General features: G+C 62.0%; 26 protein-coding genes. 10 read left to right on the top strand and 16 right to left on the bottom strand.

Annotated features, from left to right (window positions below; all coding sequences use genetic code 11):
- Positions 1-7 precede the first annotated feature (7 nt).
- Genes DU505_RS19315 through DU505_RS19305 form a run of 3 tightly spaced genes read right to left on the bottom strand, consistent with a single transcriptional unit; the run spans position 8 to position 792 of the window.
- The gene (locus DU505_RS19315; protein WP_114480600.1) at positions 8-166 is read right to left on the bottom strand and encodes a DUF3309 family protein; all 159 of its coding nucleotides are present in this window, start codon (positions 164-166) and stop codon (positions 8-10) included.
- 1 nt (position 167) lies between these two features.
- Positions 168-572, bottom strand: coding sequence for a nuclear transport factor 2 family protein (locus DU505_RS19310; protein WP_114480599.1), 405 nt, complete (start codon positions 570-572; stop codon positions 168-170).
- Positions 573-609: 37 nt separating this feature from the next.
- A complete protein-coding gene (locus tag DU505_RS19305) occupies positions 610-792 on the bottom strand; it encodes a hypothetical protein (RefSeq protein WP_220250903.1) in 183 nt (60 codons plus the stop codon).
- A 95-nt stretch (positions 793-887) separates the two neighbouring features.
- Between DU505_RS19305 and DU505_RS19300 the strand changes: the two genes are divergently transcribed.
- A complete protein-coding gene (locus DU505_RS19300) occupies positions 888-1310 on the top strand; it encodes a DCC1-like thiol-disulfide oxidoreductase family protein (RefSeq protein ID WP_114480598.1) in 423 nt (140 codons plus the stop codon).
- 75 nt (positions 1311-1385) lie between these two features.
- Here DU505_RS19300 and DU505_RS19295 read toward each other — a convergent pair whose 3' ends face one another.
- A complete protein-coding gene (locus DU505_RS19295; protein WP_114480597.1) occupies positions 1386-1859 on the bottom strand; it encodes a GFA family protein in 474 nt (157 codons plus the stop codon).
- Between the two features lie 206 nt (positions 1860-2065).
- Between DU505_RS19295 and DU505_RS19290 the strand changes: the two genes are divergently transcribed.
- Positions 2066-2749: a type 1 glutamine amidotransferase domain-containing protein gene (locus DU505_RS19290; RefSeq protein WP_114480596.1), complete on the top strand. Its 684-nt coding sequence runs from the start codon at positions 2066-2068 to the stop codon at positions 2747-2749.
- 66 nt (positions 2750-2815) lie between these two features.
- Here DU505_RS19290 and DU505_RS19285 read toward each other — a convergent pair whose 3' ends face one another.
- Positions 2816-3130, bottom strand: a complete 315-nt coding sequence (locus tag DU505_RS19285; RefSeq protein WP_114480595.1) for a YkgJ family cysteine cluster protein — start codon at positions 3128-3130, stop codon at positions 2816-2818.
- A 158-nt stretch (positions 3131-3288) separates the two neighbouring features.
- Between DU505_RS19285 and DU505_RS19280 the strand changes: the two genes are divergently transcribed.
- Positions 3289-3900 (top strand): LysE family translocator, encoded by a 612-nt coding sequence (locus DU505_RS19280; protein ID WP_114480594.1) that lies wholly within the window; start codon positions 3289-3291, stop codon positions 3898-3900.
- Here DU505_RS19280 and DU505_RS19275 read toward each other — a convergent pair.
- Positions 3886-4737 (bottom strand): AraC family transcriptional regulator, encoded by an 852-nt coding sequence (locus DU505_RS19275; RefSeq protein ID WP_114480593.1) that lies wholly within the window; start codon positions 4735-4737, stop codon positions 3886-3888. The genes DU505_RS19280 and DU505_RS19275 overlap by 15 nt on opposite strands.
- A gap of 225 nt (positions 4738-4962) precedes the next feature.
- On the opposite strand from DU505_RS19275, the gene DU505_RS19270 reads away from it, so the two are divergent.
- Positions 4963-6492, top strand: a complete 1530-nt coding sequence (locus tag DU505_RS19270) for a sensor domain-containing diguanylate cyclase (protein WP_114480592.1) — start codon at positions 4963-4965, stop codon at positions 6490-6492.
- Between the two features lie 176 nt (positions 6493-6668).
- On the opposite strand, the gene DU505_RS19265 is transcribed toward DU505_RS19270, so the two are convergent.
- The 3 genes from DU505_RS19265 to DU505_RS19255 form a co-directional block, all read right to left on the bottom strand.
- Positions 6669-7472, bottom strand: a complete 804-nt coding sequence (locus DU505_RS19265) for a class I SAM-dependent methyltransferase (RefSeq protein WP_114480591.1) — start codon at positions 7470-7472, stop codon at positions 6669-6671.
- A gap of 99 nt (positions 7473-7571) precedes the next feature.
- The gene (locus tag DU505_RS19260) at positions 7572-9287 is read right to left on the bottom strand and encodes a methyl-accepting chemotaxis protein (RefSeq protein ID WP_114480645.1); all 1716 of its coding nucleotides are present in this window, start codon (positions 9285-9287) and stop codon (positions 7572-7574) included.
- A 196-nt stretch (positions 9288-9483) separates the two neighbouring features.
- On the bottom strand, positions 9484-9933 hold the full coding sequence (locus DU505_RS19255) for an SRPBCC family protein (RefSeq protein ID WP_114480590.1): 450 nt from the start codon (positions 9931-9933) through the stop codon (positions 9484-9486).
- A gap of 195 nt (positions 9934-10128) precedes the next feature.
- On the opposite strand from DU505_RS19255, the gene DU505_RS19250 reads away from it, so the two are divergent.
- The 3 genes from DU505_RS19250 (at position 10129) to DU505_RS19240 (ending at position 12860) form a co-directional block, all read left to right on the top strand.
- Complete coding sequence (locus tag DU505_RS19250; RefSeq protein WP_114480644.1) at positions 10129-11034, top strand: cation diffusion facilitator family transporter; 906 nt, start codon at positions 10129-10131, stop codon at positions 11032-11034.
- 106 nt (positions 11035-11140) lie between these two features.
- Positions 11141-11758, top strand: coding sequence for an exopolysaccharide biosynthesis protein (locus DU505_RS19245; RefSeq protein WP_114480589.1), 618 nt, complete (start codon positions 11141-11143; stop codon positions 11756-11758).
- A gap of 154 nt (positions 11759-11912) precedes the next feature.
- Entirely contained in the window at positions 11913-12860 is a 948-nt protein-coding gene (locus tag DU505_RS19240) for a threonine/serine dehydratase family protein (protein WP_114480588.1), read from the top strand.
- 46 nt (positions 12861-12906) lie between these two features.
- On the opposite strand, the gene DU505_RS19235 is transcribed toward DU505_RS19240, so the two are convergent.
- A complete protein-coding gene (locus DU505_RS19235) occupies positions 12907-13509 on the bottom strand; it encodes a LysE family translocator (protein WP_114480587.1) in 603 nt (200 codons plus the stop codon).
- A gap of 97 nt (positions 13510-13606) precedes the next feature.
- On the opposite strand from DU505_RS19235, the gene DU505_RS19230 reads away from it, so the two are divergent.
- Positions 13607-15001, top strand: coding sequence for an aminotransferase-like domain-containing protein (locus DU505_RS19230; protein ID WP_114480586.1), 1395 nt, complete (start codon positions 13607-13609; stop codon positions 14999-15001).
- Between the two features lie 14 nt (positions 15002-15015).
- Here the strand turns inward: DU505_RS19230 and DU505_RS19225 are convergent, their stop codons facing one another.
- The gene (locus tag DU505_RS19225) at positions 15016-16050 is read right to left on the bottom strand and encodes a GlxA family transcriptional regulator (protein ID WP_114480585.1); all 1035 of its coding nucleotides are present in this window, start codon (positions 16048-16050) and stop codon (positions 15016-15018) included.
- 108 nt (positions 16051-16158) lie between these two features.
- Here DU505_RS19225 and DU505_RS19220 point away from each other — a divergent pair, with 108 nt between their 5' ends.
- Positions 16159-17256: a class I SAM-dependent methyltransferase gene (locus DU505_RS19220; protein ID WP_245948082.1), complete on the top strand. Its 1098-nt coding sequence runs from the start codon at positions 16159-16161 to the stop codon at positions 17254-17256.
- 52 nt (positions 17257-17308) lie between these two features.
- On the opposite strand, the gene DU505_RS19215 is transcribed toward DU505_RS19220, so the two are convergent.
- Both DU505_RS19215 and DU505_RS19210 read right to left on the bottom strand, forming a co-directional pair.
- Complete coding sequence (locus DU505_RS19215) at positions 17309-18529, bottom strand: acetate/propionate family kinase (protein WP_114480584.1); 1221 nt, start codon at positions 18527-18529, stop codon at positions 17309-17311.
- On the bottom strand, positions 18529-19929 hold the full coding sequence (locus DU505_RS19210) for a bifunctional enoyl-CoA hydratase/phosphate acetyltransferase (protein WP_114480583.1): 1401 nt from the start codon (positions 19927-19929) through the stop codon (positions 18529-18531). The genes DU505_RS19215 and DU505_RS19210 overlap by 1 nt, the downstream gene beginning before the upstream one ends.
- 172 nt (positions 19930-20101) lie before the next feature.
- Between DU505_RS19210 and DU505_RS19205 the strand changes: the two genes are divergently transcribed.
- Positions 20102-20512, top strand: coding sequence for a RidA family protein (locus tag DU505_RS19205; RefSeq protein ID WP_114480582.1), 411 nt, complete (start codon positions 20102-20104; stop codon positions 20510-20512).
- Between the two features lie 35 nt (positions 20513-20547).
- Here the strand turns inward: DU505_RS19205 and gntR are convergent, their stop codons facing one another.
- The 3 genes from gntR to DU505_RS19190 form a co-directional block, all read right to left on the bottom strand.
- The gene (gene gntR, locus DU505_RS19200; RefSeq protein WP_114480581.1) at positions 20548-21543 is read right to left on the bottom strand and encodes a gluconate operon transcriptional repressor GntR; all 996 of its coding nucleotides are present in this window, start codon (positions 21541-21543) and stop codon (positions 20548-20550) included.
- 96 nt (positions 21544-21639) lie between these two features.
- Complete coding sequence (locus DU505_RS19195) at positions 21640-22161, bottom strand: gluconokinase (protein WP_114480580.1); 522 nt, start codon at positions 22159-22161, stop codon at positions 21640-21642.
- Positions 22162-22174: 13 nt separating this feature from the next.
- Positions 22175-22407 (bottom strand): TRAP transporter large permease subunit (locus DU505_RS19190; RefSeq protein ID WP_147273107.1); only part of this gene is annotated, 233 nt, incomplete at its 5' end.

Genomic DNA, 22407 nt, shown 5'->3' with positions numbered 1-22407 from the left:
GCGATACCTATAACGTCCCCGTCAACACTAAAATGATCACGATTATCAACACCAGCCCGAGCCCCCCGCTGGGGCCATATCCCCATCCCCGGCTGTGGGGCCATGCAGGTATCGCGCCGATCAGAAGCAGCACCAAGATTATCAGTAGAATCGTTCCTATTGGCATGTCACATCTCCCAGCAGTGAGTGGGGCACAGTGTTGAAGCACATGCTCGCAGCGGGACGACGTTCTTATTCCGGCATTCGTCGCCATGTTCTTTATTGACACTAGACCATAGGAAGACGGCCGTCTTTACGCCTGTGCCGTAAATGGTCCATGGACCCCAAGTTTTGAGTTCATTGGCCTTGGTCAGGCTGATAACGCGCTGCACGAGCTCGGAGAAAAATCCCTTGGCATGCTCGGCGAGATGCCGAAACTCGTCGATGCCGTAGGCCGAGGTGGTGAGTTCGCTTCCCGAGTAGTTCTCGAAGGTAGCGTCGGGGTCAAGCACGGCCAACATCCCCTCGACATCGAAGTGATTGTAGGCGGTGATGTATCGCTCTAGCAGGTCGCGTTTCGTCGATTCGTCCATGAAACTCTCCTGTCGAGTCACCGAAGGGAATCGGCGTTCAGGTACTGATCGTATTGGTGAAGGTTAGCCGGTTGCCGAACGGATCGGCTATCGTCGTGTCCTGCATGCAGCTGTAATGAAACGCCTCGAGTTCGTCGGTCTCGATCCGCAGTGTGGCATCGGGACGGCAGTCGCCGTGATGTTCGACCTGATTCGGTGGTGTCTTGTATCTCTGGTTCATGCAGGTTCCCTCAGTCAGACCGAGAACCTGGCCTCGGCGCTCCACAGCCCTCATGCTGTGCATAGAGCGTCGCCAACGAAGGGAGGCATTGCAAGATGCAGGCAGAGAGCGGTTGCGGCATACAGGATCCTTCGAGACGCCGGCTTCGCCTGGTGTACGACGGCGAATGTCCGATTTGCCGACGCTACGTGCGTTGGCAACGCATGCGCAAGGAAGTCGGCGAGCTCGAGTTAATCGACGCCAGGCAAGACAGCGAAGCGCGCCAGCAACTCACCGCCATGGGCATCGATCTGGACCAGGGCTTCGCCCTGCAGATCGGCAAACGCTGGTATCACGGCAGCGAGGCCCTGCACCGCCTCACCCTGCTCGGTACTCGCAGCGGCGTGTTCAATCGACTGATGTATCGGCTGTTTGCGAGCCCAGAACGCACGGCACGGCTCTATCCGCTGCTTCGAGCGTGTCGAAATGGGTTGTTGAAGATGTTGAGGAAAGGGCGGATCGACAATTTAAGACATTGAAGCTCATCGATGCGCTGGCTTACCTGCCCTTCGCAACTCCTGAGACGGTGCAAACTGGTTCAGGTCGCATAAGCCTCAAGGCATTTCCAGCCCCCGACGCTGATGCCACTCGGCGATACTCTCCTCCGGGTAGCCATTGAAGCACTGGTCGTTTTCCCGGGCCTCGACCTCCACCCAGCCGGCCTTGCTGTCCAGCAGCAAGTGGACACGCTCCGACGGCACCGGCAGCTCACTGTCGATTGCCGAAGCGAAAGGGTGCACCAGCTCGGGCCAGTTTGGGTCATAGACCCATAGCGCCGAGGCGCAGTGTCTGCAGAAATGGCGCTCGCCTGAACTCTTTTCGCCGTCAATCTCTGCCTGGTAGATACCCTTGTGCTCGCTTCCCTCGACCCGTAGTGTCTCGGCAAGCCCACTCAGGTTGATGGCGTAACCGCCGCCGCCTGCGGTCTTGCGGCATATGGAGCAGTAGCAGCGCTGATAGGGGTAAGGATGCGGCGACTCGACGCTGAAACAAACTGAGCCGCAGTGACAGGAACCTTCAAGCAACATGGCGTCTTCTCCTGGGCGTTCATGGACAGATCCACTCGCTGCTAGCAATTGACTTGAGTCGCAGCGACGGGCACGCCGATGGGAGGCCGGGAAGAACTATCTTTCCACCCCCATTAGGCCTTGCCACCTGGACACGCTACGCTCCTGTATAGCCATGCACTTACCATGGACCCCGTTGCCATCCGCAGCAAGAAAAGGAGAGATTCATGAGCCGCATTCTGATGGTCCTTACCTCCCACGACAGCCTCGGCGATACGGGCGAGCCCACCGGCTTCTGGCTGGAGGAGCTGGCGGCGCCCTACTATGCCTGCCTGGATGCCGGTGCCGAGGTGGAACTGGCCTCCCCCAAGGGCGGCAAGCCACCGCTGGACCCCAAGAGCGACGCCGAGGAGAGCCAGACCGAGGCGACCCGCCGCTTCCAGCAGGACGATCGGGCCCAGCAGCAGTTGGCCAATACTCGCCGTCTCAGTGAGGTAAGCGCCGACGACTTCGATGCTATTTTCTATCCCGGCGGCCATGGCCCGCTATGGGATCTGGTTGACGATGCGGACTCCATCCGCCTGATCGAAACCTTCTGGGCACAGCAAAAGCCCGTGGCCGCGGTGTGCCACGCCCCTATTGCACTGATCCATGCCCGCGACACCGAGGGGCAACTGATCATTCGCGGCCGCCAGGTCACTGGCTTCACCAACGAAGAAGAAGACGCAGTGGGACTCACCGAGGTCGTACCGCATCTGGTCGAGAACGCGCTCAAGGAAGGTGGAGCCCACTACTCGAAGGCCGACGTCTTCGCCCCCTATACCCGTCGAGACGGCCAGTTGATCACCGGCCAGAACCCGCCCTCCTCCGAACCGGTCGCAAAAGTATTGCTGGAGGCACTTGGCCTGTAGAGCAGAGGCAGCAGCGATCAACGAACGAAAGGACTACCGGCCTCCAGCAGGCCGGTAGTGAGAGTCTCACCCGAGGGAGTTGTTCTGGTAGTTATCCAGTTCTTGTCTCTCTACAAGACACTCATACGAGCCCACTTCGAACTCTCGGCAAATCCAGGGACGTTGTTCGTAAATCGTGCACAGGTAGGTCTCACGATCCAGGGCCGAGCACCAGCCATCCTCCAGACGCCGCATGGTTTCTCCGCCCCACTCATCGTAGGCAATATGCTTTTCGGGCACGCCCGTATCGGTAATGATCATCACTTCCAAACGACAGCAGCAAGCCTGACAGCTTGAACAACTGACCTCCGGCTCTGATGTTTCTTTAAAAAATACAGTCATCTATCGGCACTACCCGCTAAATTTCGCAACGATACCCCAATTCGGCAAGCCGGGCCACGGTACCGACAACTGCAACGCACACGCCACATCAATTTCATTCAATACCGCCACCATGTCGCCGCGGCACACTTCGGCCATTGCCACCCAGGAGGATGACGATGAGCCTTGCCATGATTCTGCCGATGTCGGCGTTTGCCCTTGTCGCTTCGATTTCACCAGGGCCAGTCAATCTGGTGTGCCTGACCAGCGGCACCCGCTATCCCATCCCACAGGGCCTGATGTTCGTGACCGGGGCGACGCTCGGCTTCGTCGTATTATTCGTTGCCGTGGGTCTGGGGCTCTATTCGGTGCTGACGATGGTGCCGGGGCTGACGGAAGCGCTACGTTGGGCCGGGGTCGTGTTCCTGCTCTACCTGAGCTGGCGACTGCTTCGCGACGATGGCCACCTGCCGAAGGGTGAGGCTCCCCGGGCGCCAGGCTTTATCACGGGGGCGATGATGCAGTGGCTCAACCCCAAGGCGTGGCTGGCATCCGCGTCGGGCATTGCGGCCTACACCAGCGGTGGCGACCTGCAGCAGGTAATGCTGTTCGCCGCGCTCTACCTGCCGATCTGCTGGCTGTCACTGGGTAGCTGGGTCTATGCCGGGGCTTTCCTGCGCCGCTATATTCAGCGACCCACTGTGCTGGTAGTGGTGAACCGCACCCTGGCGCTGCTGCTGGCCGGTAGTTGCCTGTTCCTGTTTTTTGAGCGAGAGCTACTTTTCGAGTGAGAGCTGCTTTTCGAGTAAGGGCTGCCGGTACTGGTTGGGCGTCGCGGCCACCAGGCGCTTGAAGGTGCGCTGGAAATGCGGTTGATCGCAAAAGCCGGCATTCAGTGCCGCTTCGGCAATCGGTGTACCGCTCTTCAGCTCACGCTGGCCCAGCTGGATGCGTCGATTGATCAGATAGGCATGGGGCGTGAAGCCGAAGTGCTGCTTGAAGGCGCGAATCAGATGGCCGGCGCTGTAACCGCTACGCTCACACAGATCGTCCAGGGATACTTCCTCGGCCGCGTGCTCGTCCAGGTAGGTAGCCAGCGTCCTGAGGGCGGCCGGCGCCTGAGCAACAGTCTGAGCCGGCTGGCCGGCAAGCGCGTGCATCAAGGCGGAGAGGTATTCGACCACTACCGTCTGCTTGTCGAGCAGGTCGCGATCGGGATCCAGCAGGCAGGCTGCCATTTGACAGTAGCCGGCATACCACCGGGGCTCGTGAATGACGGCGGTGGCAATATCCTGCCAGCGCCGTGTCCCCAACAGCCCCTCCTGATGGCGCAAATCGCTCAGCCAAGCGGTATCCACGTATAGCATCAGGTAGCCCCAGGGCCGGTCATCGATGGCGCTGCAGGCGTGCACCCAGCTGGGGTTCATCATCACCAGGGTGCCGGCGCTCACGTGAAAGCGCTTCTCCCGATAGCGGAAAGTACTCTCCCCCTCGGTTATGGCGCCCAGCGACCAATGAACGTGACTGTGCGGTGCATAGCAGACCTTGCGGCCATCATCGACCTTGCGCAGCTCCACGTGGGGCATGCGCGCATCGCGCCAGAACAGGGGGTTGGTATGAGACGTCATGGTGGGCTTCGCTCCGAGAAAGGCCGTCGCTGCGACGAGCAGATGCACTAGGCTTGGAGTAATGATGGCAGCATCAGCCTGATTTTACATGGCCCTGGCTCACTGCTCCCCAAACCAAGAGAGTGGATTTTTCTCGATAGGCGAAACGCGTAAGCTGAACCGACTAATGACCCAGAACCAACGTAGCCTTGCCTGCATAGGCATAGACAGGAGATTCTGGCAGGCATGCTAGAGACCAAGTCACCTCCGCCCCGGGCGCAGCCTTCCCTGAAGCGCCCCCACCGTCTCGCCCTGGCGACGCTGGCCCCGCGAACCTTCGCCTTCTGCCACACCTTCGGGCTCACGGTGTGGATCGCTCTGGCAGAGGGTAGCGGCTGGTCGCTGATGCTACCGGGCCTGCTCCTGCTGCTGTGGCCGGCGGTGGCGTACGGCCATGCCTCCCTGGCGCAGGACTCGAAGCGCGCCGAGTTCAGGAACCTCTATTTCGACAGCCTGCTGTTTGGCATCTGGTGCGGCGTGCTGGATTATTACCTCTGGGCCACGCTGTTCATCGCCCTTGCCTGCTTCATGAATAACATGGTGGTTGGCGGCCCGCGCCGGATGGCTATCTCGGCCGCCCTGTTCACCGTCGGCGCCTTGGGCTGGGGAGCTTTGACGGGATTCCATTTTCGGCCGTATGTCAGCATCGGACTGGACATCTACCAGGTTGCCGGGGCAGTGGTCTACTTTCTCGCAATTGCCCACGTGATGTATGGTCAGAACCGCAAGATCGGACGCAGCATCATTGAAATCAAATACAAGAATCGGGTCTTTCACGCCCTGCTCGACCTCGGCGTCGTCGCCAACCGCGCCTCTGACATCAATACCCTGTTGGATGACTCCTTGAAGCATCTACATGCCGATTTCCCGGAATACGGCTTTGCCGTGTTTCTCCAGGAGCGCCAGCGCCCCGAGGTGACACGTTATGCAGCAGTTGCCGGGCTTCGTCTTGGTCCCGAGGATGAACGCCGCTTGGGCAGCCTGCTGGGCGCAGTGCATGAGCATCATGAAGGGGCTATCAGGCTCAGCGAAACATCCGATGTAGAGCAGCTGTACGCCACTGCCATGGCGGGGCGCCTGAGCCTTTATGACGGCTGGCTGGTGGTACGTGCCCCCAAGCTGGACGGCGCCCTGGAACGAATGCTGACCCTGTTCGTCGACCAGCTGGCGGCTGCGACAGAAAACAAGCTGCTTCACCTGGCACTGCAGAAAACGGCGGAACGAGACGGGCTGACCGGGCTTTACAACCGCGGCTTCTTCGAGTCGGCACTGCAGCAAAGTATCCGGGGCAAGGCACGGCCACCGGGCCTGGATTTTGCCGTACTGATGATGGATGTCGACGGACTCAAGGAAGTGAACGATCGGCACGGGCACGTGGTGGGCGACCAGCTCATCTTCACGATCGCCGAGCGCCTGATGATGCAGTGCCGGGAAGACGATATCCTTGCGCGCTATGGCGGTGACGAATTCGTCATTCTCTTTCCTTCTGCCGATCTGTCGGCACCGGCGCGCATGGCAGACCTGATCAGGACCCATCTGGAAGGCCAGCGGTGCGCTCTCACTTCCGCTCACGGCGAGCGAGTGGAGGTGACGCTTCGCTTGAGCCTGGGATACGCCAGCTCAAGCGAAACGCCTGCCCAGGAGGTGCTGACCCTCGCGGATAACCGCATGTACGACGACAAGACCCAGCGCCGCAAGAACAGGGTTCCTGGCTGAGACGATGGCGTCGGGCAGCTGGAACGCCAGCCGCATCGGAGCCGTCGGTATCCTTCACCTAGACGATCAACCCCAAGGCAATCGCCGCAAGTCTCTTCAAACGCGTGATATGTGGGTTCGGCGTGCGTGAGCCGGCAATGCCGAAAGCTCTGGATATTGCAGAAGCCGCCCAGCCCTCAGGCGCGCACGCCAACGGTCAGGTAGTAGGTATTCTCGACAATCGCCGTGCCGTCGGAAGCGCGGTTGTAGCGCTCGAATACCTCGTTCAGGTCCTGCCGCAGGGCCTCCTTGTCGCTATTCTCGGAAGCACGGATAGCCGGGCCGAAATAGGCCAGGAACAGGCCCACGGCATGGTCCACGGAGCGGTAGTACTGCCAGGCGGTACGCTTCTCACTCTGGATTGAGCGTGTGTCTTTCCCGAGCAATTCCTCCAGCCCGTTATCGGTCCCCCAGCGCAACGGCGGATTGAGCCCCGGGGGCGGTGGCATGTGCTTGGCGTTGGTGGCAAAAAAATCGCCGCTCCAGCCTTCCGGGATGGGCGTCGCCAGTCCGATCCTGCCACCCGGTCGCAGCACGCGCAACATCTCCTGTGCCGCCCTCTTCTGGTCGGGGGCGAACTGCACGCCGTAGATCGAAAGCACCACGTCGAAGCTATCATCGGGGTACGGCAGGTCCTGTGCATCACCCACGTCGAACTCGACCTCGAGATCGTCGGCCTTGGCACGCTGCCTGGCGCGTTCGATCAACTCAGGTACGTAGTCGATACCGGTCACTTCGCAGTATCGCCGCGCGGCCACCAGCGCCGCCGTGCCGCTACCGCAAGCGATGTCCAGCACCCGTTCGCCAGGGTGAGGGTCCACGACGTCGCAAAGGGCTTCGGCCATGCAGACGTTCTGCCGGGCGATCTGGTGAAAATCGCCAGTCGCCCACGTGCCCTGCTGGACCGCGGTTATGGTTTCGTAATCAATCGAGTCGCTCATCTCGCACCACCCCGGGCGCCTTCACCCGGTGCCTTTAAGCCGGTGCCCCTAGTCTAGCAGTCAGTGCTGGAGTCGGCTCTCCGAGGGTTGAGGAGAGCGTCAGAATTCGCTCCACTCCTCTTCCACCGTTGATCGCTGGCGGGAACCCGTCGGCTTGGGGTCAGCCAGCCGAGCGAGCTGCGGTTGGTCAGGTTTTTCTTTCGCCTTGCCACCTTGTTGTTCCCCCAGGGCATCGGCCTGGTGTGCGAACCGCGCCGCTGTTGGAGCGGCTTTCTCGTCGACACGGAAGGTGGCAATCAACGCGGAGAGGCTGCGTGCCTGATCCTCCAGCGAAGCGGCGGCAGCGCTGGTCTGCTGTACCAGGGAGGCGTTCTGCTGAGTCACCGAATCCATCTCGGTCAGCGCCGCGTTGATCTGCTCGATACCGCTGTTCTGCTCCCGCGTGGCGGTGGAAATTTCGGCCATCAGGGAACTCACCTGGCGGCTCGAGTCGACGGTCGCATTGATGGTTTCACCACTGCGCTCGGCCTGCTCGGCACCGCTGGTGATCTGGCTGGTGGTGGCTTCGATCAGACCACGAATCTCCTTGGCCGATTCCGCGCTGCGGCTGGCCAGGGAACGTACTTCGCTGGCCACCACGGCGAAGCCGCGGCCCTGCTCACCGGCCCGCGCCGCCTCCACCGAGGCGTTCAATGCCAGGATGTTGGTCTGGAAGGCGATGGAGTCGATGACACCGATGATCTCATTGATGCGCTTGGCGCTCTCGGAGATAGCCCGCATGAGCTTGACGGTGTGCTCGACCTCCTGGCCGCCGGCCTCGGCGGTTTGTGAGGCGGAAGCGGATAGACGGTCGGCCTCGATGGCTGTCTCGGTATTCTTGCTCACCGTGGAGGCCATCTCCTCCATGCTTGAAGCGGTTTCCTGCAAGGCAGAAGCCTGCTGCTCGGTGCGCGATGAGAGGTCCTGGCTACCCGAGGCAATTTCACCGGCTCCGGTAAAGACGTTTTCGCTGCTGTCACGCAGCGAGACCACCAGCGTCTTGAGCTTTTCCTGCATGCGCCCAAGTGCGCTGTAGAGCTGGCCGATCTCATTGCGGCCACGTTCCTCGATGCGTGCGGTCAGATCGCCATCGGCGATGCGTTCGAAATGCGCGATCGCCTCGCGCAGCGGGGTGACCACCACACGAATCATGGCGAGGCGAATAAGGAAGGCGGCGACCAACGCCACGACCAGAAGGCCGATAGCAACCGCTCCTATCCGGTTGCCCAGGGTTTCCACTTGGGCTATGGCGGCATCGCCCCGCTGCTCGCTGTAGTCGATGAAAGCTTCCATGGCATCGTCGAGCCCGGCTCCCAGTTCGGCCAGCTCGTCCTGCCGGCGTTGCACCAGGAACGGCGCAGCATCCAGCAGAGGCACCATTCCCTCGTTCACGTAGGCATCGTATGCCTCTGAAATGGCCGCGATGAAGGGTGCCCGACTATCGGCAGGGTCAATGGGGATCTGATGGAATTCGTCGAAACGCTCTTGAGCAGCCGCCACGGCCGCCACCGCCATTTCCTGGTTCTCTCGGCCAAGATCGGGGTTACCTTGTGCGCTGTGAGAGGCGAAGCGATCCAGGAATGTCTGCGCCCGCAGCACGTTTACCTGGCCGCGGTTTGCCAGGTTTGAGAGCTTGACGTTGGTTTCCGCCAGCTCGTGCAGCGCATCCTCACTGGCGGCACTTGAATAGAAGCCCAGGCCGCTGATCAGGCCGATCATCAGCACCAGCGCTGCCAGCGCTGCCGTCAGGCTCCACTTGATGGATAGATGTTTCATTGCACTGCCCCCCATGCGATAGCAGCGCCCCGCCAGGACGCTTGTTTCCTGTCTATCGGCACGGATGGCAATAAATTGAGGGGTCGAGAGCTTGCGAGACGGCGTTTGGTATCATCACCGGGATCGACCGCAGGCTACCCACAGCCGGCCCCGGTACTGCTCGTCTATTTAACTTAACGTATTTAACTTAACGCGCTCATGGGCCATCGGGAATATCCGGCTCGACGAGTTTCGCCAGCAGAATAAGCGACTCCTGCCATCCGAGATAGCAGGCTTCCGCCGGGATGTTATCGGGTATCCCCTCCTGCACGATGTTCACCTCCGTGCCGCAGGAGACCGCCTTGAAGGTAATGGTCGCCTGCATTTCTCCCGCCAGGTTGGGGTCGTCGAATATATCGCTGTGGGAGATTTTTTCGTTGGGTATCAGCTCATGATATTCGCCACCGAAGGAGTGGCTGTTGCCGGTGCTGAAGTTGGTGAAAGACATCTTGTAGGAGCCACCAACGCGGGCGTCCATGTGGTGAACCTTGCCCGTGAAGCCGTTAGGCGGAAGCCACTTGACCATGGCATCCGGGTCGAGGAAAGCACGATAGACCCGCTCCGGCGGCGCCTGGAAAACACGATGAAGGCGGACAGTGCTGGGCATGTTCAATTCTCCTTGCGCTGGTCGTTCACTGTTCGTTCGCTGACAGCTTGGGGCATGTCACCGTGTCTTCGAACGAGGAGGTGCGGTTTCGACAGCACCTTGACCGCGACATCACCGAGGAACATGCCATCGAGTCCACTGACCGCCTTGCCATGCTGCGCTAGAATGGACGGTTTTCCGCATCAGAGAACCATCATGCAAGCCTCCCTCGAGCAACACGCGCTCAAGATTTCCATCTTCATGACCCTGCTGGTTTCGGCCATGGGGGTGACCTTCGGCCTGCTTGCCGGCTCGCAATCTATCCTCTTCGACGGGGTCTTCTCAACCATCGATGCGGCAATGTCGGCACTGGCGCTGGTGGTTGCCCGCCTGGCCATGCGCGAGGCCAGCCAGCGCTTCCAGCACGGGTACTGGCACCTGGAGCCACTGGTCGCCGCACTGAACGGCAGCATCCTGATGCTGCTGTGCTTCTATGCCTTTCTGAACGCCGCTCAAGGACTGATGGAAGGAGGCCGCGAACTCGCTTTCGACGTGGCCATCGTCTATGCCGTAGTCGTGGCCATCGCCTGTTTCGTCATGTACGCCTATCAGCGACGCATCAACCGCCGGGCGGACTCGGAGTTCGTGCGAATCGACATGCAGGGGTGGCTGATGGCGGCACTGATCACAACTTCGCTGCTGGTGGCCTTTACCATCGCGCTGGGGCTCGAGCAAACGGCGTACGCCCACCTCACGCCCTACGTCGACTCGCTGCTGCTGATGGTACTGACCTTCTGTTTCATGCCGGTGCCCATCGGCATCGTGCGTCGCGCCCTGAAGGAAATTTTCCTGATCGCTCCCAGTCATACCGACCGGGAGGTACATGCTGCCATGGAGCCGGTCATGCAGCACGAGGGCCTGCTGCAGTATTTCAGCCACGTGGCCAAGGCCGGCCGTGGCCACTACATCGAGATCCATATCGTTACCGCTCCCGATTTCGCCAGCGGTAGCGGCATTACCGTGCTCGATGAGATTCGCGAACAGATCGCCGCCGGGCTCAGCATCCCCCCTGAGCGGCGATGGTTCACCGTGGCGTTCACCGCCGACCCGCGCTGGACGTAGCCTGCCGCTTGTTCGTCGGCGCAACAGACACAGCCCCGGCTCGGGGTACTGCCCACCGCCACGAAATGGCTATGCTGAATGCTGGGTGAGATTAAAAGGAGTCGGAATGGAAAGGGACTGGGAAGACAACGAGGAAGTGACGAGGGAGCCCCGCAATCTGGCGGAGCTGATTGCTGTCATCGAAGCAATTGAGTCACCTTCGGGCCAAATCAGCTTCGACGAGGTGCTGGAGGCCGCCGGCCGACGCTCCTTCGGCCCCCTGCTGCTGCTGGCAGGCGTGGTGACACTGATGCCCATCATCAGTGGCATCCCGGGGGTGCCTTCGCTGATGGGGCTTTTTACGCTACTCGTCTGCGTTCAACTGCTCATCGGGCGTCGCACCTTCTGGCTACCCGGCTGGCTGCGCAATCGGAAATTATCCAGCGACAAGCTCCGCAAGGGACTGAAATGGATGCGCAAGCCCGCACGCCTCGTCGACCGCATGCTGTATCGTCGCCTCTCCTTCATGGTGGGCAAGTCGAGCATGCAGTTGATCGCGGTAGTTTGTGTGCTGCTCGCCCTGGCCATGCCGCCGATGGAGTTCGTGCCCTTCACCGTAAACATAGCGGGGGTGGCGCTCACGCTGTTCGGGCTCGCATTGATTGCCAGGGATGGCCTGTTGGCGCTCATTGCCTTCGCGATCTCCGGAACGACAATGGCGGGAATCATTTACTATCTGATTTAGCGTTCTCTACCCAACGACCTTTCTCTACCTGACTGCCGATCTCTGTCTGGCTCACTTTCACTTTCTTTCACTACCAGGCGGAGCCTGATATTTCTGGCGTAACTTGAGTTATACAGCCCAGCTTTCGTTATCCGCATAGGGGTAGGCGATCGATATGATTCACTTGCAGCAAGTCCAGCAGGCAAGGGCCTCCATCGCTCCGATGCTGTCTCCTACGCCGCTGCTGCTCGACCACGCCTTGTCCGACCGCTTCGGGCGACGCGTCTGGCTCAAGGGTGAACTCTTCCAGCGCACCGGTTCGTTCAAGGCGCGGGGTGGACTCTACTGGGTGCGAACGGCCTCCCGTGACGAGCTTTCCGGTGGCCTGGGTGCCGTCTCGGCCGGCAACCACGCCCTGGGCCTGGCCTGGGCGGCACGCAAGGCGGGTGTCCCGGTCACCATCGTGATGCCCGAAAACGCGAGCCAGTTCAAGGTGACAGGCAGCCGCGAGCTGGGGGCTGAGGTGATACTGCATGGCGACATCAATGAGGCCTGGACGCTGATGCATCAGTTGGTCGAGGAGCGCGGACTGACACTGGTGCACCCTTACGACAACGAGCGCATCATCGCCGGCCAGGGCACTGTCGGGCTGGAGATTCTCGAACAGGCGCCCAAGGCATCGGTCATTGTCTGCCCCGTTGGAGGAGGCGGTTTGATCTCGGGCATTGGCGTCGTCACGGCGGCAATGCGCCCCGAACTCGCGCTGATCGGGGTTGAGCCAAGCGGTGCGGCCAGCATGGCCCATGCCTGGGCTGGCGGCGCACCGGCTCCGCTGGAGCGAGTGGACACCTGCGCCAAGAGCCTGGCCGCCGCGGTGGTCGGCGAATACACCTATCCGCTCTGCCTGGCCAATACCCAGGCGTTGGCCAGTGTAGGGGAAGGTGCCATTCGCCACGCCATGAAACACCTGATCTACCAGGCCAAACTGTTGGCCGAGCCCGGCGCCGCCGTGGGTGTCGCCGCTCTTCTCGAGAAGGCAGTGGAACTGCCGCCCCGTGGGGATATCGTGGTGGTGATTACCGGAGGCAATATGAGCCGGGAGGAGCTGGAGCCGTTCCTTTAGTCCCAACCATTGTTAGTCCCAACCATTTTCCCGGCTGTTCGACACATCACGCCAGAATGAAGTAGACGCAGGCGGCGGTAAGCCCGCCCATCACGCCATTGAAGACACGCCACGCCCGTGGCGTATGCAGCCAGCGGCCGATGGCCATGCCGAACCCTGCCCACAGCGCGATGCAGGGAAGTGCCACCAGCTCGGCGAAGCCCGCCAGCATCAAGGCATTCATGACCGTATCGCCGCCCTGGGGCAGGAAGCCCGCCATCAGCGCCAGGCCCATGACCCAGGCCTTGGGATTGGCGAACTGGAAGGCCGCCGCCTGCCAGAAGCTCAGCGGCTGCCCTTCGCCGCGACGGCGCAGGTCGGGCGGTGGCGCCGTTGCGATCTTCCATGCCAGATAGAGCAGGTAACCGCTACCCACGATACGCAGCATCGTCTGGACCAGTGGGTAACGCTCGAAGACCAGCCCCAGTCCTAGGGCAATAGCGGCAAAGAGCAGGAAACAACCGCCCAGGATGCCGAAGATGTGCGGCAGGGTGCGCATGAAACCATAGTTGGCGCCCGACGCCGTCAACATCACGTTGTTCGGTCCTGGTGTGATGGTCATGGAAATCATGTAGAGGGCCGCCGGCCCTAGTAACGCCAAAGCTTCCATTTTTTGTATCCCTACAATTTTGCCCATGCTGGTTGGTTTTGCCCGCACTTCTCAGCATAATGGGCACAATTATGGCGTCAAAGGTTTTATTGTCACCATGACAATATGGCAACCCACTATCACAACCCAGGGGCCCCGCTACCGTGGCATCGCCGATGCCATTGCCCGGGCAATAGAAACCGGTGAACTGGCTCCCGGCCAGCGCCTGCCACCCCAACGACGACTGGCCGATACGCTCGGTGTGACCGTTGGCACGGTGACACGGGGCTATGCCGAAGCCGAACGCCAGGGCTGGGTCATCGCCCGGGTAGGCAGTGGCACCTACGTGCGCAACGGCGACGCTTCGCCAATGAGTCCTCTGCGACACAGCCATCCCATGGATGCCCGTACGATCGACCTCAGCCTCAGCTTGCCGCCGCCGCACCCACTGCGTGCCGCGGCGCTGGGAAGGGCTCTGCAGGGCATCGCCATGGATGACGAAGTGCTTCAGCGTGCGGTGGAGTTCCAGTCCGAGCGCGGCATACCGGCCCATCGCGAGCGGCTGGCCGCCTGGATGACAGACCTGGGTATGCCTGTCGACGCCGAAGCGCTGCTGATCACCCAGGGTGGGCAGCATGGCATCAGCCTGGCGCTACAGGCCTTGACGCGACCGGGTGAACGCATCGCCGCCGATGTGCTCACCTACCCGGGGTTACTCGACGCCGCCCAGCAATCGTACCTCAAGGTGGTGGGCGTACCCATGGACGATGAAGGCATGGACATGGAAGCCCTTGCCCGGCTCTGCGCCCAGCAGCCGCCCCGGCTGATCTATCTCACGCCGGACCAGAACAACCCCACCGGCGCGGTACTCAGCCAGGACCGCCGGGAACGCCTTGTCGAGCTGGCGCGCCGGCATGATGTCCTGATTCTGGAGGACGGCGTTCAATACCTGCCGGAACAGGAGCGCGGTACGCCACTGCATCAACTGGCACCGGAGCGCACCCTGTTCATCTTCAGTACCGCCAAGGTGCTGGCCGGCGGGCTGCGCATCGGGACCCTGCTGGCACCGCCCGCGCTACGCGAGCGCCTGTCCGCGGCGCTGCGGGCCCAGAGCTGGATGGTGCCCTCGCTGATGGTCGAGGCCGTGTGTCGCTGGGTGGCGAGCGAGGACGACAGAACGCTGCTTGCCTGGCAGACGCAGGAGCTGGGGGAGCGTCAGCGCCTGGCCCGGGAGACACTGGCCGGCTTCGCCGTCGGCGGCCGCCCGCATGGTGCCAACCTGTGGCTACCGCTGCCGGAGGGGCAGCGCAGCGCAGTGCTGCAGGAAGCTCTGGCACGACGCGATGTACTGGTCACCAGCGCCGAACCCTTCTGCGTCGGCAGCGAACCCGCGCCCCAGGCGCTGCGGTTGTGCCTTAGTGCCGCCCCATCCCAGGAAGCACTGGCCAAGGCGCTGGGCATCCTGGTGGAACTGCTGCACGACCCTCCTGCCGCTCCCTGGCAGACGGTATAGGCCAAACGACATTGTCATGACAGACGAAGCCTAAGCCCACGAAAGCGTTTCCGGTATCGGCTGGGGGTCAGCCCGACGCGACGGCTAAACAGGCGGCGGAAAAAGCTGGGGTCGGCATAGCCAAGTTGTTCGGCAACTCCTTCAATGGGATCGTCACACTGTTCAAGAATCTGTTTCGCTTCCTCCAGCCGCAGGGTATGCACGTAGTCCATCGGTGTCATGCCAGTGGCCACCTTGAAACGCCGCTTGAAGGCGCGCTCCGACAGGCCGCTGACCTGCACCATGCCGGCTACGGGCGAGTGGCAATCATAATGCTGGGCGACCCACACCTGACAGCGCGCGATGCAGGCGTCCGCCACCTGTCGTGAGCTGCTGAGCACGGCATAGGGTTGCTGCCCGTCGTGATGCCAGTCGATGAGGTGGACACGGGCCAGGCGCATTGCCTCGTCGGTACCCACCAGGCGCGCCACCAGGTAGAGGGCTAGATCGAACCAACTGGTGCCGCCGCCGGCCATGATCAGCCGCTGCCCTTGCCCGCTGGCGACGAGGATACGATGGGGATGCACCGTCACGTGGGGATATCGTCGCGCCAGCGCATCGCAATAAGCCCAGTGAGTCGTGGCCTCCTGACCCTCCAACAATCCAGCCTCGGCCAGCAACATGGCGCCCGTACAGGCTGCTGCCAGCAGAGCACCCTGGGCATGGCATTCGCGTAGCCAGGCGATCTCCGATCCATAGCGTCCTGTCAGCGACTCATCGGGTGCCACCAGGAGATCCGGTATGCAGGCCGCCGTCATTGGCGGACACGCTTCAAGGCTGGTGTCGGGCTCGATCCAAGCACCGTTCGGCGCACGAAAACCTGCTCCAGTCTTCGAGACGATCAGTGGACGCAAGAGCGGTTCTCCCATACACCCGTGGATCAATAGATTCCAATCCCGCCCGGCCGAACCAAACAGGTCGAACATGCCATACAGCGTCGAAGCCGTCGCTTCGGGCGTGGCCAGAAGCGCGATCGTCAACGGCTCGGCGCTTGCAGTATCTGTGCTCATGGCTCAAAACTCCCGATTTCGGCATATTACACTTGCGTGGCGTCGCTCCATTGGTCGTAACGTTGCCCTTGCATCAACCATAACAAAGGCAACAGAAGGAGAGAGGCCATGTGCGACGTTCACACCCTTGGCGCCATGGACACCGATGCCACCACCACGACCGATGCGTTCGAGGAGCGGCTGGTCCGGGCACTCAACGAAAGCGGTTTGATGCTGCTGCTCTCGCTTGGCCATCGCACCGGCCTGCTGGAGGCCATGGCTGGAGCTGCACCGGAAACCAGCTCGGCGCTGGCGGCACGTACCGGACTCGATGAACGCTACGTACGCGAGTGGTTGGGAGGCATGGTAGCCAGCGGCATTGTCGAGAACGACCCTCAGACTGGCAACTACTGGCTACCGGAGGCCCACGCCCAGCTGCTCACCAACGCCGGGCCGGTCAACCTGGCCGTCTACTCCCAGTTTATCGCCATCCTCGCCAACGTGGAGGATGACGTGGTCCGCTGCTTCCACGAGGGCGGCGGCGTCCCCTACTCGCGCTATCCCCGCTTTCAGGAGGTCATGGCCAGCGACAGTGCTCAGACCGTCCTGCCAGCCCTGTTCGATGGCATCCTTCCGCTGGCCGAAGGCCTGCCGGAACGGCTCGATCGCGGCATTCACGTGCTCGACTGCGCCTGTGGGCGGGGACGGGCGCTGATGGCTATGGCCGAGCGGTATCCGACCAGCCGCTTCGTCGGCTATGACCTCTCGGAGGAGGCCATCGCATGGGCGCGCCAGGAAACCGAGAAAGCCGGCCTTGGCAACCTCACCTTCGAGGTGCGTGACTTGAGCGACTTCGACATCACGGCCGAGCCCGCCGCCTACGATCTGGTCACTACCTTCGACGGCATTCACGATCAAGCGAAGCCTCGCAGCCTGCTCAAGGGCATTCACCGTACCTTGGCCCCAGATGGCATCTATCTGGTGCAGGACATCCATGCATCGAGCCACCATCATCTCGACCGGGAGCATCCGCTGGGTACCATGCTGTATGCGGTTTCAGTAAGCCACTGCATGACGGTATCCCTGGCCCAAGGCGGCGAAGGCCTGGGCACCATGTGGGGACGCGAGAGAGCGCTTGCCTATCTGGAGGAGGCGGGTTTTCGCGATATTGAAGTCCATCAGTTGGAGCATGACTTCCAGAACGATTACTTCGTCTGTCGCAAATGAATCCCGAATGGTGACCCATGAGGATGCAGGCCATTCCGGCCTGCATCCAATCTCAGCGGAACAGCTCAGCGGCGGTGTACCAGCCGATCATGCGCTCTTCGTCGGTGGGGATCACCCACAGGCCCATCCGGCTGTTTACCGCCGCGATGCTAGTGGCATCGGCCTGATTGGAAGCCGAATCGAGGACTGCCCCCAGCCATTCGCAGCCTTCCACCACCGCAGCACGTACCGGAGCGGCCCGTTCGCCGATCCCGGCGGTGAACACAAGGTGGTCGAGCCCACCGAGGGCGGCGGCGAGGCTGCCGATTTCGCTGACGATACGGTAGACGAACAGCTCGATAGCCTCGGCCGCTTCGGGTGCATCGCTCTGCAACAGCTCGCGCATGTCGCCGCTGATACCGGAGACACCCAGCAGGCCAGACTCCTTGTAGAGCAGCCGCTCGACGGCTTCCGCCGCCATCCCCTCCTGCCTGATCAGGTGCAGTACCAGACCCGGGTCCAGGCTGCCGCTTCGGGTACCCATCATCAGCCCTTCCACGGCGGTGAAACCCATGGTGGAGGCGATACTCTTGCCGTCGCGGATGGCGCAAAGACTGGCGCCATTGCCCAGGTGGGCGACGATCACCCTACCCGCCTTTGCTTCGCCGCCATGCGTCGGCTGTATCCGGTCGTTCAGCGTACGGTTGATGTAGTCGTAGGAGAGCCCATGGAAACCGTAGCGGATCACCCCGGCGTCGCGATACCGCCGCGGCAAGGGAAAGGTTCGAGCCACGCTGGGCTGTTCGGCATGAAAGGCGGTGTCGAAGCAGGCCACCTGGGGCAGGTCGGGCCGAAGTGCCGCCAGGGCACGAACCGGCGCCAGGCCGTAGGGCTGGTGCAGGGGGGCCAGCGGCACCAGGGCCTCGAGGGCATCCAGCACGCCGGTGTCGAGGCGAATTGGTTCGACGTGGTCGCTGCCGCCATGCACGATGCGATGCCCCACCGCGCCGATATCGCCAAGATTCGGGTGCGCCTCGATCCAGGCCAACAGCTTGGACAGCGCCCCGTCGTGGTCGAGATCGGCCGGCACGTCGCTCAGCGCAGGGCCGGCCAAGCCAGGGTCCAGCGAGCCGCCCTCCCCATCCTTGAGGCTCAGTCGGGCCTGGCTGCCGAGCCCGGCAAAGTGGCCGCGATAGCGCAGCTGCAGGTCCTTCGGTTCGGCCTCCGGCACGGCGCCGAACAGGGCGAACTTGATGCTGGAGGAGCCGCTGTTGATGACCAGTATCTCTCGCATCAGCCGCGCTCCCGCTTATGGTATTCAGCCACCAGCAGTGCCAGGGCGCAGGAGGCCATTCGGGTGATGGCGTCGTCGGCGCGGCTGGTGAGCACAATGGGCACCCGCGCGCCCACTACCAGACCGGCCCCGGTGGCATCGGCAAGATAGGTGAGCTGCTTCATCAGCATATTGGCCGACTCCAGGTCGGGCGCCACCAGGATATCCGCCCGCCCCGCCACCGGCGAGACGATCCCCTTGGCGGCCGCGGCAGCCTCGGAAACGGCATTGTCGAAGGCCAGCGGGCCGTCGATCGTCCCGCCACGTATCTGCCCCCGCTCGGCCATCTTGCATAGCGCCGCGGCCTCGAGGGTCGAGGCGATCTTGGGATTGACGGTTTCCACCGCCGAAAGTATCGCCACATTGGGATTGGCGTTGCCCAGGGCATGGGCCAGGTCGATGGCGTTCTGCACGATATCCATCTTGTTGGCCAGCGTAGGGTAGATATTGATCGCAGCATCGGTGATGAACAGTGGCCGAGGATAGGTAGGTACGTCGAAGGCCATCACATGGCTCAAGCAGCGCTCGGTCCGCAGACCGGTATCGCGCTTGACCACCTCGTGCAGCAGTTCCTCCGTGTGCAACGCACCCTTCATGAGCGCCCCTACCCTCCCGGAGCGAGTCATGGCGACCGCTTCGGCAGCTGCCGCATGACTGTGGGGTACATCGACCACCTCGAACTCGGCGATGTCGATGCCGGCCGCTTCGGCGGCGGCATGGATCTTTCTCCCCGGCCCCACCAGCACCGGCCGGATCAGCCCTTGGCGAGCCGATTCGGCGGCTCCCAGGATCGAGACTTCATCCACCGGGTGCACCACCGCCATATCGACCGGCTCGGGGTGCTCGGCTGCCGCCAGCATTTCATGCAATCGCGCCCGCTCGGCCATGCGAATCCGCGGCAACACGGTGCGAGTGCGACGAATCTTCTCGGTGGGGGCCTGTACCTCTGCCTCGCCTTCGATGACCGTGTCGCCATTCTGGTTGGTGCAGAGACAGTCGAAGACGATACGCTTGCGCTGCTCATCCTTGCTACGCGCCCGGACACTGACCCGGAGCACGTCGCCGAGCCTCACCGGCTTGAGAAAGCGCAGGGTCTGACCCAGATAGATCGTACCTGGCCCCGGCAGTTCGGTGCCAAGCACGGTGGAGATCAAGGCCCCGCCCCACATACCGTGGGCGACCACTTCCTGAAACCGGGTGCTCTTGGCGAAGTCGTCGTCGAGATGGGCCGGGTTGATGTCCCCCGACATGACGGCAAACAGTTTGATGTCATCCAGCGTGAGCCGCTTCTCGATCGAGGCAGTGTCGCCTGCCTTGATCTCGTCGAACGTCCGGTTTTCGATCTGGTCACTGCTGTCCATAAGCCCATTATCCTCCGTGTGGCAGGTCCATTCAGCATACTGCGACGCAGCAAAGGTTGTCAGTGTTTATCCGCCAATAGCTGACCGACATCAAGTGACGACAGCTGGCTGACACGGGGCCGCGACCGACCAACTATAGTGAGACAGGCACGCAAACCATGGGGAGCTCAATATGCACCGATATCTCAACGACCCCACTCTCGCCGTACCCGTTTTTCCCGGCAGCCATATCGTGATCGACGGCGACTATATCTTCCTCTCGGGACTGACGGTCACCGATATCCAGGGGGGCGAAGCCGTGGTCGGCGACATTGCCGAAGAGACCCGCTGGGTCATGCGCCGCCTGGCACGCATGCTGGAGTTCGCCGGTGGGAACCTGAGTGACACGGTGCGGGTGGACGTGCACCTGACCAACCTGGATACGATACATACCATGGACGCGGCCTATGCCGAGTTCTTCGACGACCACCGCTACCCAGCCCGGACCTGCACCGAATCGCCACGGCTCAGCGGTGACTCGAACGTGGAGATTACCCTTGTGGCCCGCCGGCCTGTAGAAACAGACGCAGGTGCCAGGGGCTGATTCGACTTTCTGGACGTTGCCGGAACAAAGCACTCTCAAAGCGTCATGCCGGGTTCGACCTTGTATCCCAGATCGATCACCGCCTTGCCCATGGCATTACCGCGAATGCGCTTGAGCAGTTCACTGGCGGCCCTGTTTCCGATCGCCTGGCGCGGAGTGATGACACTGGCCAGTCGGGGTGACATCACCTGCCCCACGTCGTGGCCATGGAAGCCGGCGATGGCCATCCGCTCCGGCACCCGGATACCACGGCGCAGACATTCGAAATAGGCACCGACAGCCACGTCGTCGTTGGTACAGAAGAGCGCATCGGTCTGGGGATACTGGTCGAGCACCTCGCCGAGCAGCGCGGCACCCACGCTGTATGACGAACGCTGGCTCCGCTGCAGGGTGATGGGTTGCAGGCCATGCTCTTCCACTGCCTGTCGGTAGCCCTGCTCGCGCTGGCGGGTTCGCTCGTCCAGGCGGACGGCAAGGTAAACGATATGCCGTCGCCCTCGTCGAATCATCTCGCTGACCATGTCATAGCCTGCCCGAACATTGTCGAAACCCACGGCCTGGTGCAGCGGCGGTGTCCGTGAATCCATGATCTGGATAGTTGGAATACCGGCTGTCTCCAGCATTCGGCAGGTCCGGGTCGTATGCTGACTATCCGAAAGGATGACACCATCGACATTATAGGAAAGCAGTGATGCCAGGCTGCGCTCTTCGAGCTCCGGGCTGTAGCCATAATGGGAAAGCATCAGGTGGTAGCCAGCCGGCTCTGTCACGGCCTCGATGCCAACCAGCACATCGGCGAACACCTGGTTGGTCAGCGACGGCACCAGCACGCCAATGGAGTGACTCGTCGCCCGGGAGAGCAGGTCGGGGGCACGGTTGGGAATATAGCCTACCTGCTCCGCGGCGGCGAAGATGCGCTCGCACAGCCCTTCCGAGACGGTGGTCGGGTCGCGCAGGGCGCGGCTGACGGTCATCTTCGTCGCACCGACTCGGTCGGCAATATCCTGAAGTGTTGGGCGTTTTTTCTTCACGGCGTCCCGGCGTGCTGGTGAATATCCTGAGCAAGGGTCGGCTCAGCGCCGAATACCTTAAACCATTCAGGCCCCGACATCATTGCCGGCCTGGCGTCACGACATTTCATGCCGCCTCAGCCAACGCGCGAATTCACCGGCAATCGTTTCGGGTGGCAGCGAGATATCCAAACCCAGCGCCTCGCCATCATCGGGGGGCTCCAGGTCGGCCAGCTGGCTATCGAGCATGCTGTCGCCCTTGAAGAAGTGCCCCTGGCGCGTGGACAGACGTTCAAGCAGTAGCTTGCGCCCGCCACGCAAATAGAGAATGGACAGCGCCGGGTCCCCCTGGCGCAATATGTCACGATATCGGGCCTTCAGTGCGGAGCAGGCAATCACCACCGACTCATTGCGCCGTCGATGTTCGTCAAACAGGCCGGCCAGGGTGTCGAGCCACTCCTGACGATCCGCATCGGTGAGGGGCACGCCGCGGGCCATCTTTTCGATGTTCCCGGGCGAGTGATAGCGGTCACCGTCGATGAAGTCGATGCTCAGGTACTTGGCCACCAGCCGGCCTATATGCGACTTGCCCGAGCCGGATACACCCATGACAAGGATGCGATGCGAAGTTGCCGTCACGGTAGGCTCCCGGTCAGTTGCCGCGCACGGCGGTGATGTCGGGCAGCCAGGTGACGATGCCGGGGAAGGCGATCAGGATCACCAGCACTACCAGCAGCGCCGCGTAGTACGGCAGCATCGCGCGCACCAGCGACTCCATCGAGACCTTGCCCACCCCGCAGCCGACATAGAGGCAGGTGCCCACCGGCGGCGTCAGCAGCCCGATGCCGAGGATGAAGGCCATCAGCACCCCGAAGTAGGCGGGAT

This window comes from Billgrantia montanilacus (assembly GCF_003336675.1).
Classification (GTDB): Bacteria; Pseudomonadota; Gammaproteobacteria; order Pseudomonadales; family Halomonadaceae; genus Halomonas; species Halomonas montanilacus.
Note: the sequence above shows the minus strand (reverse complement) of the source record. Positions and strands in the feature narration are given on the sequence as shown.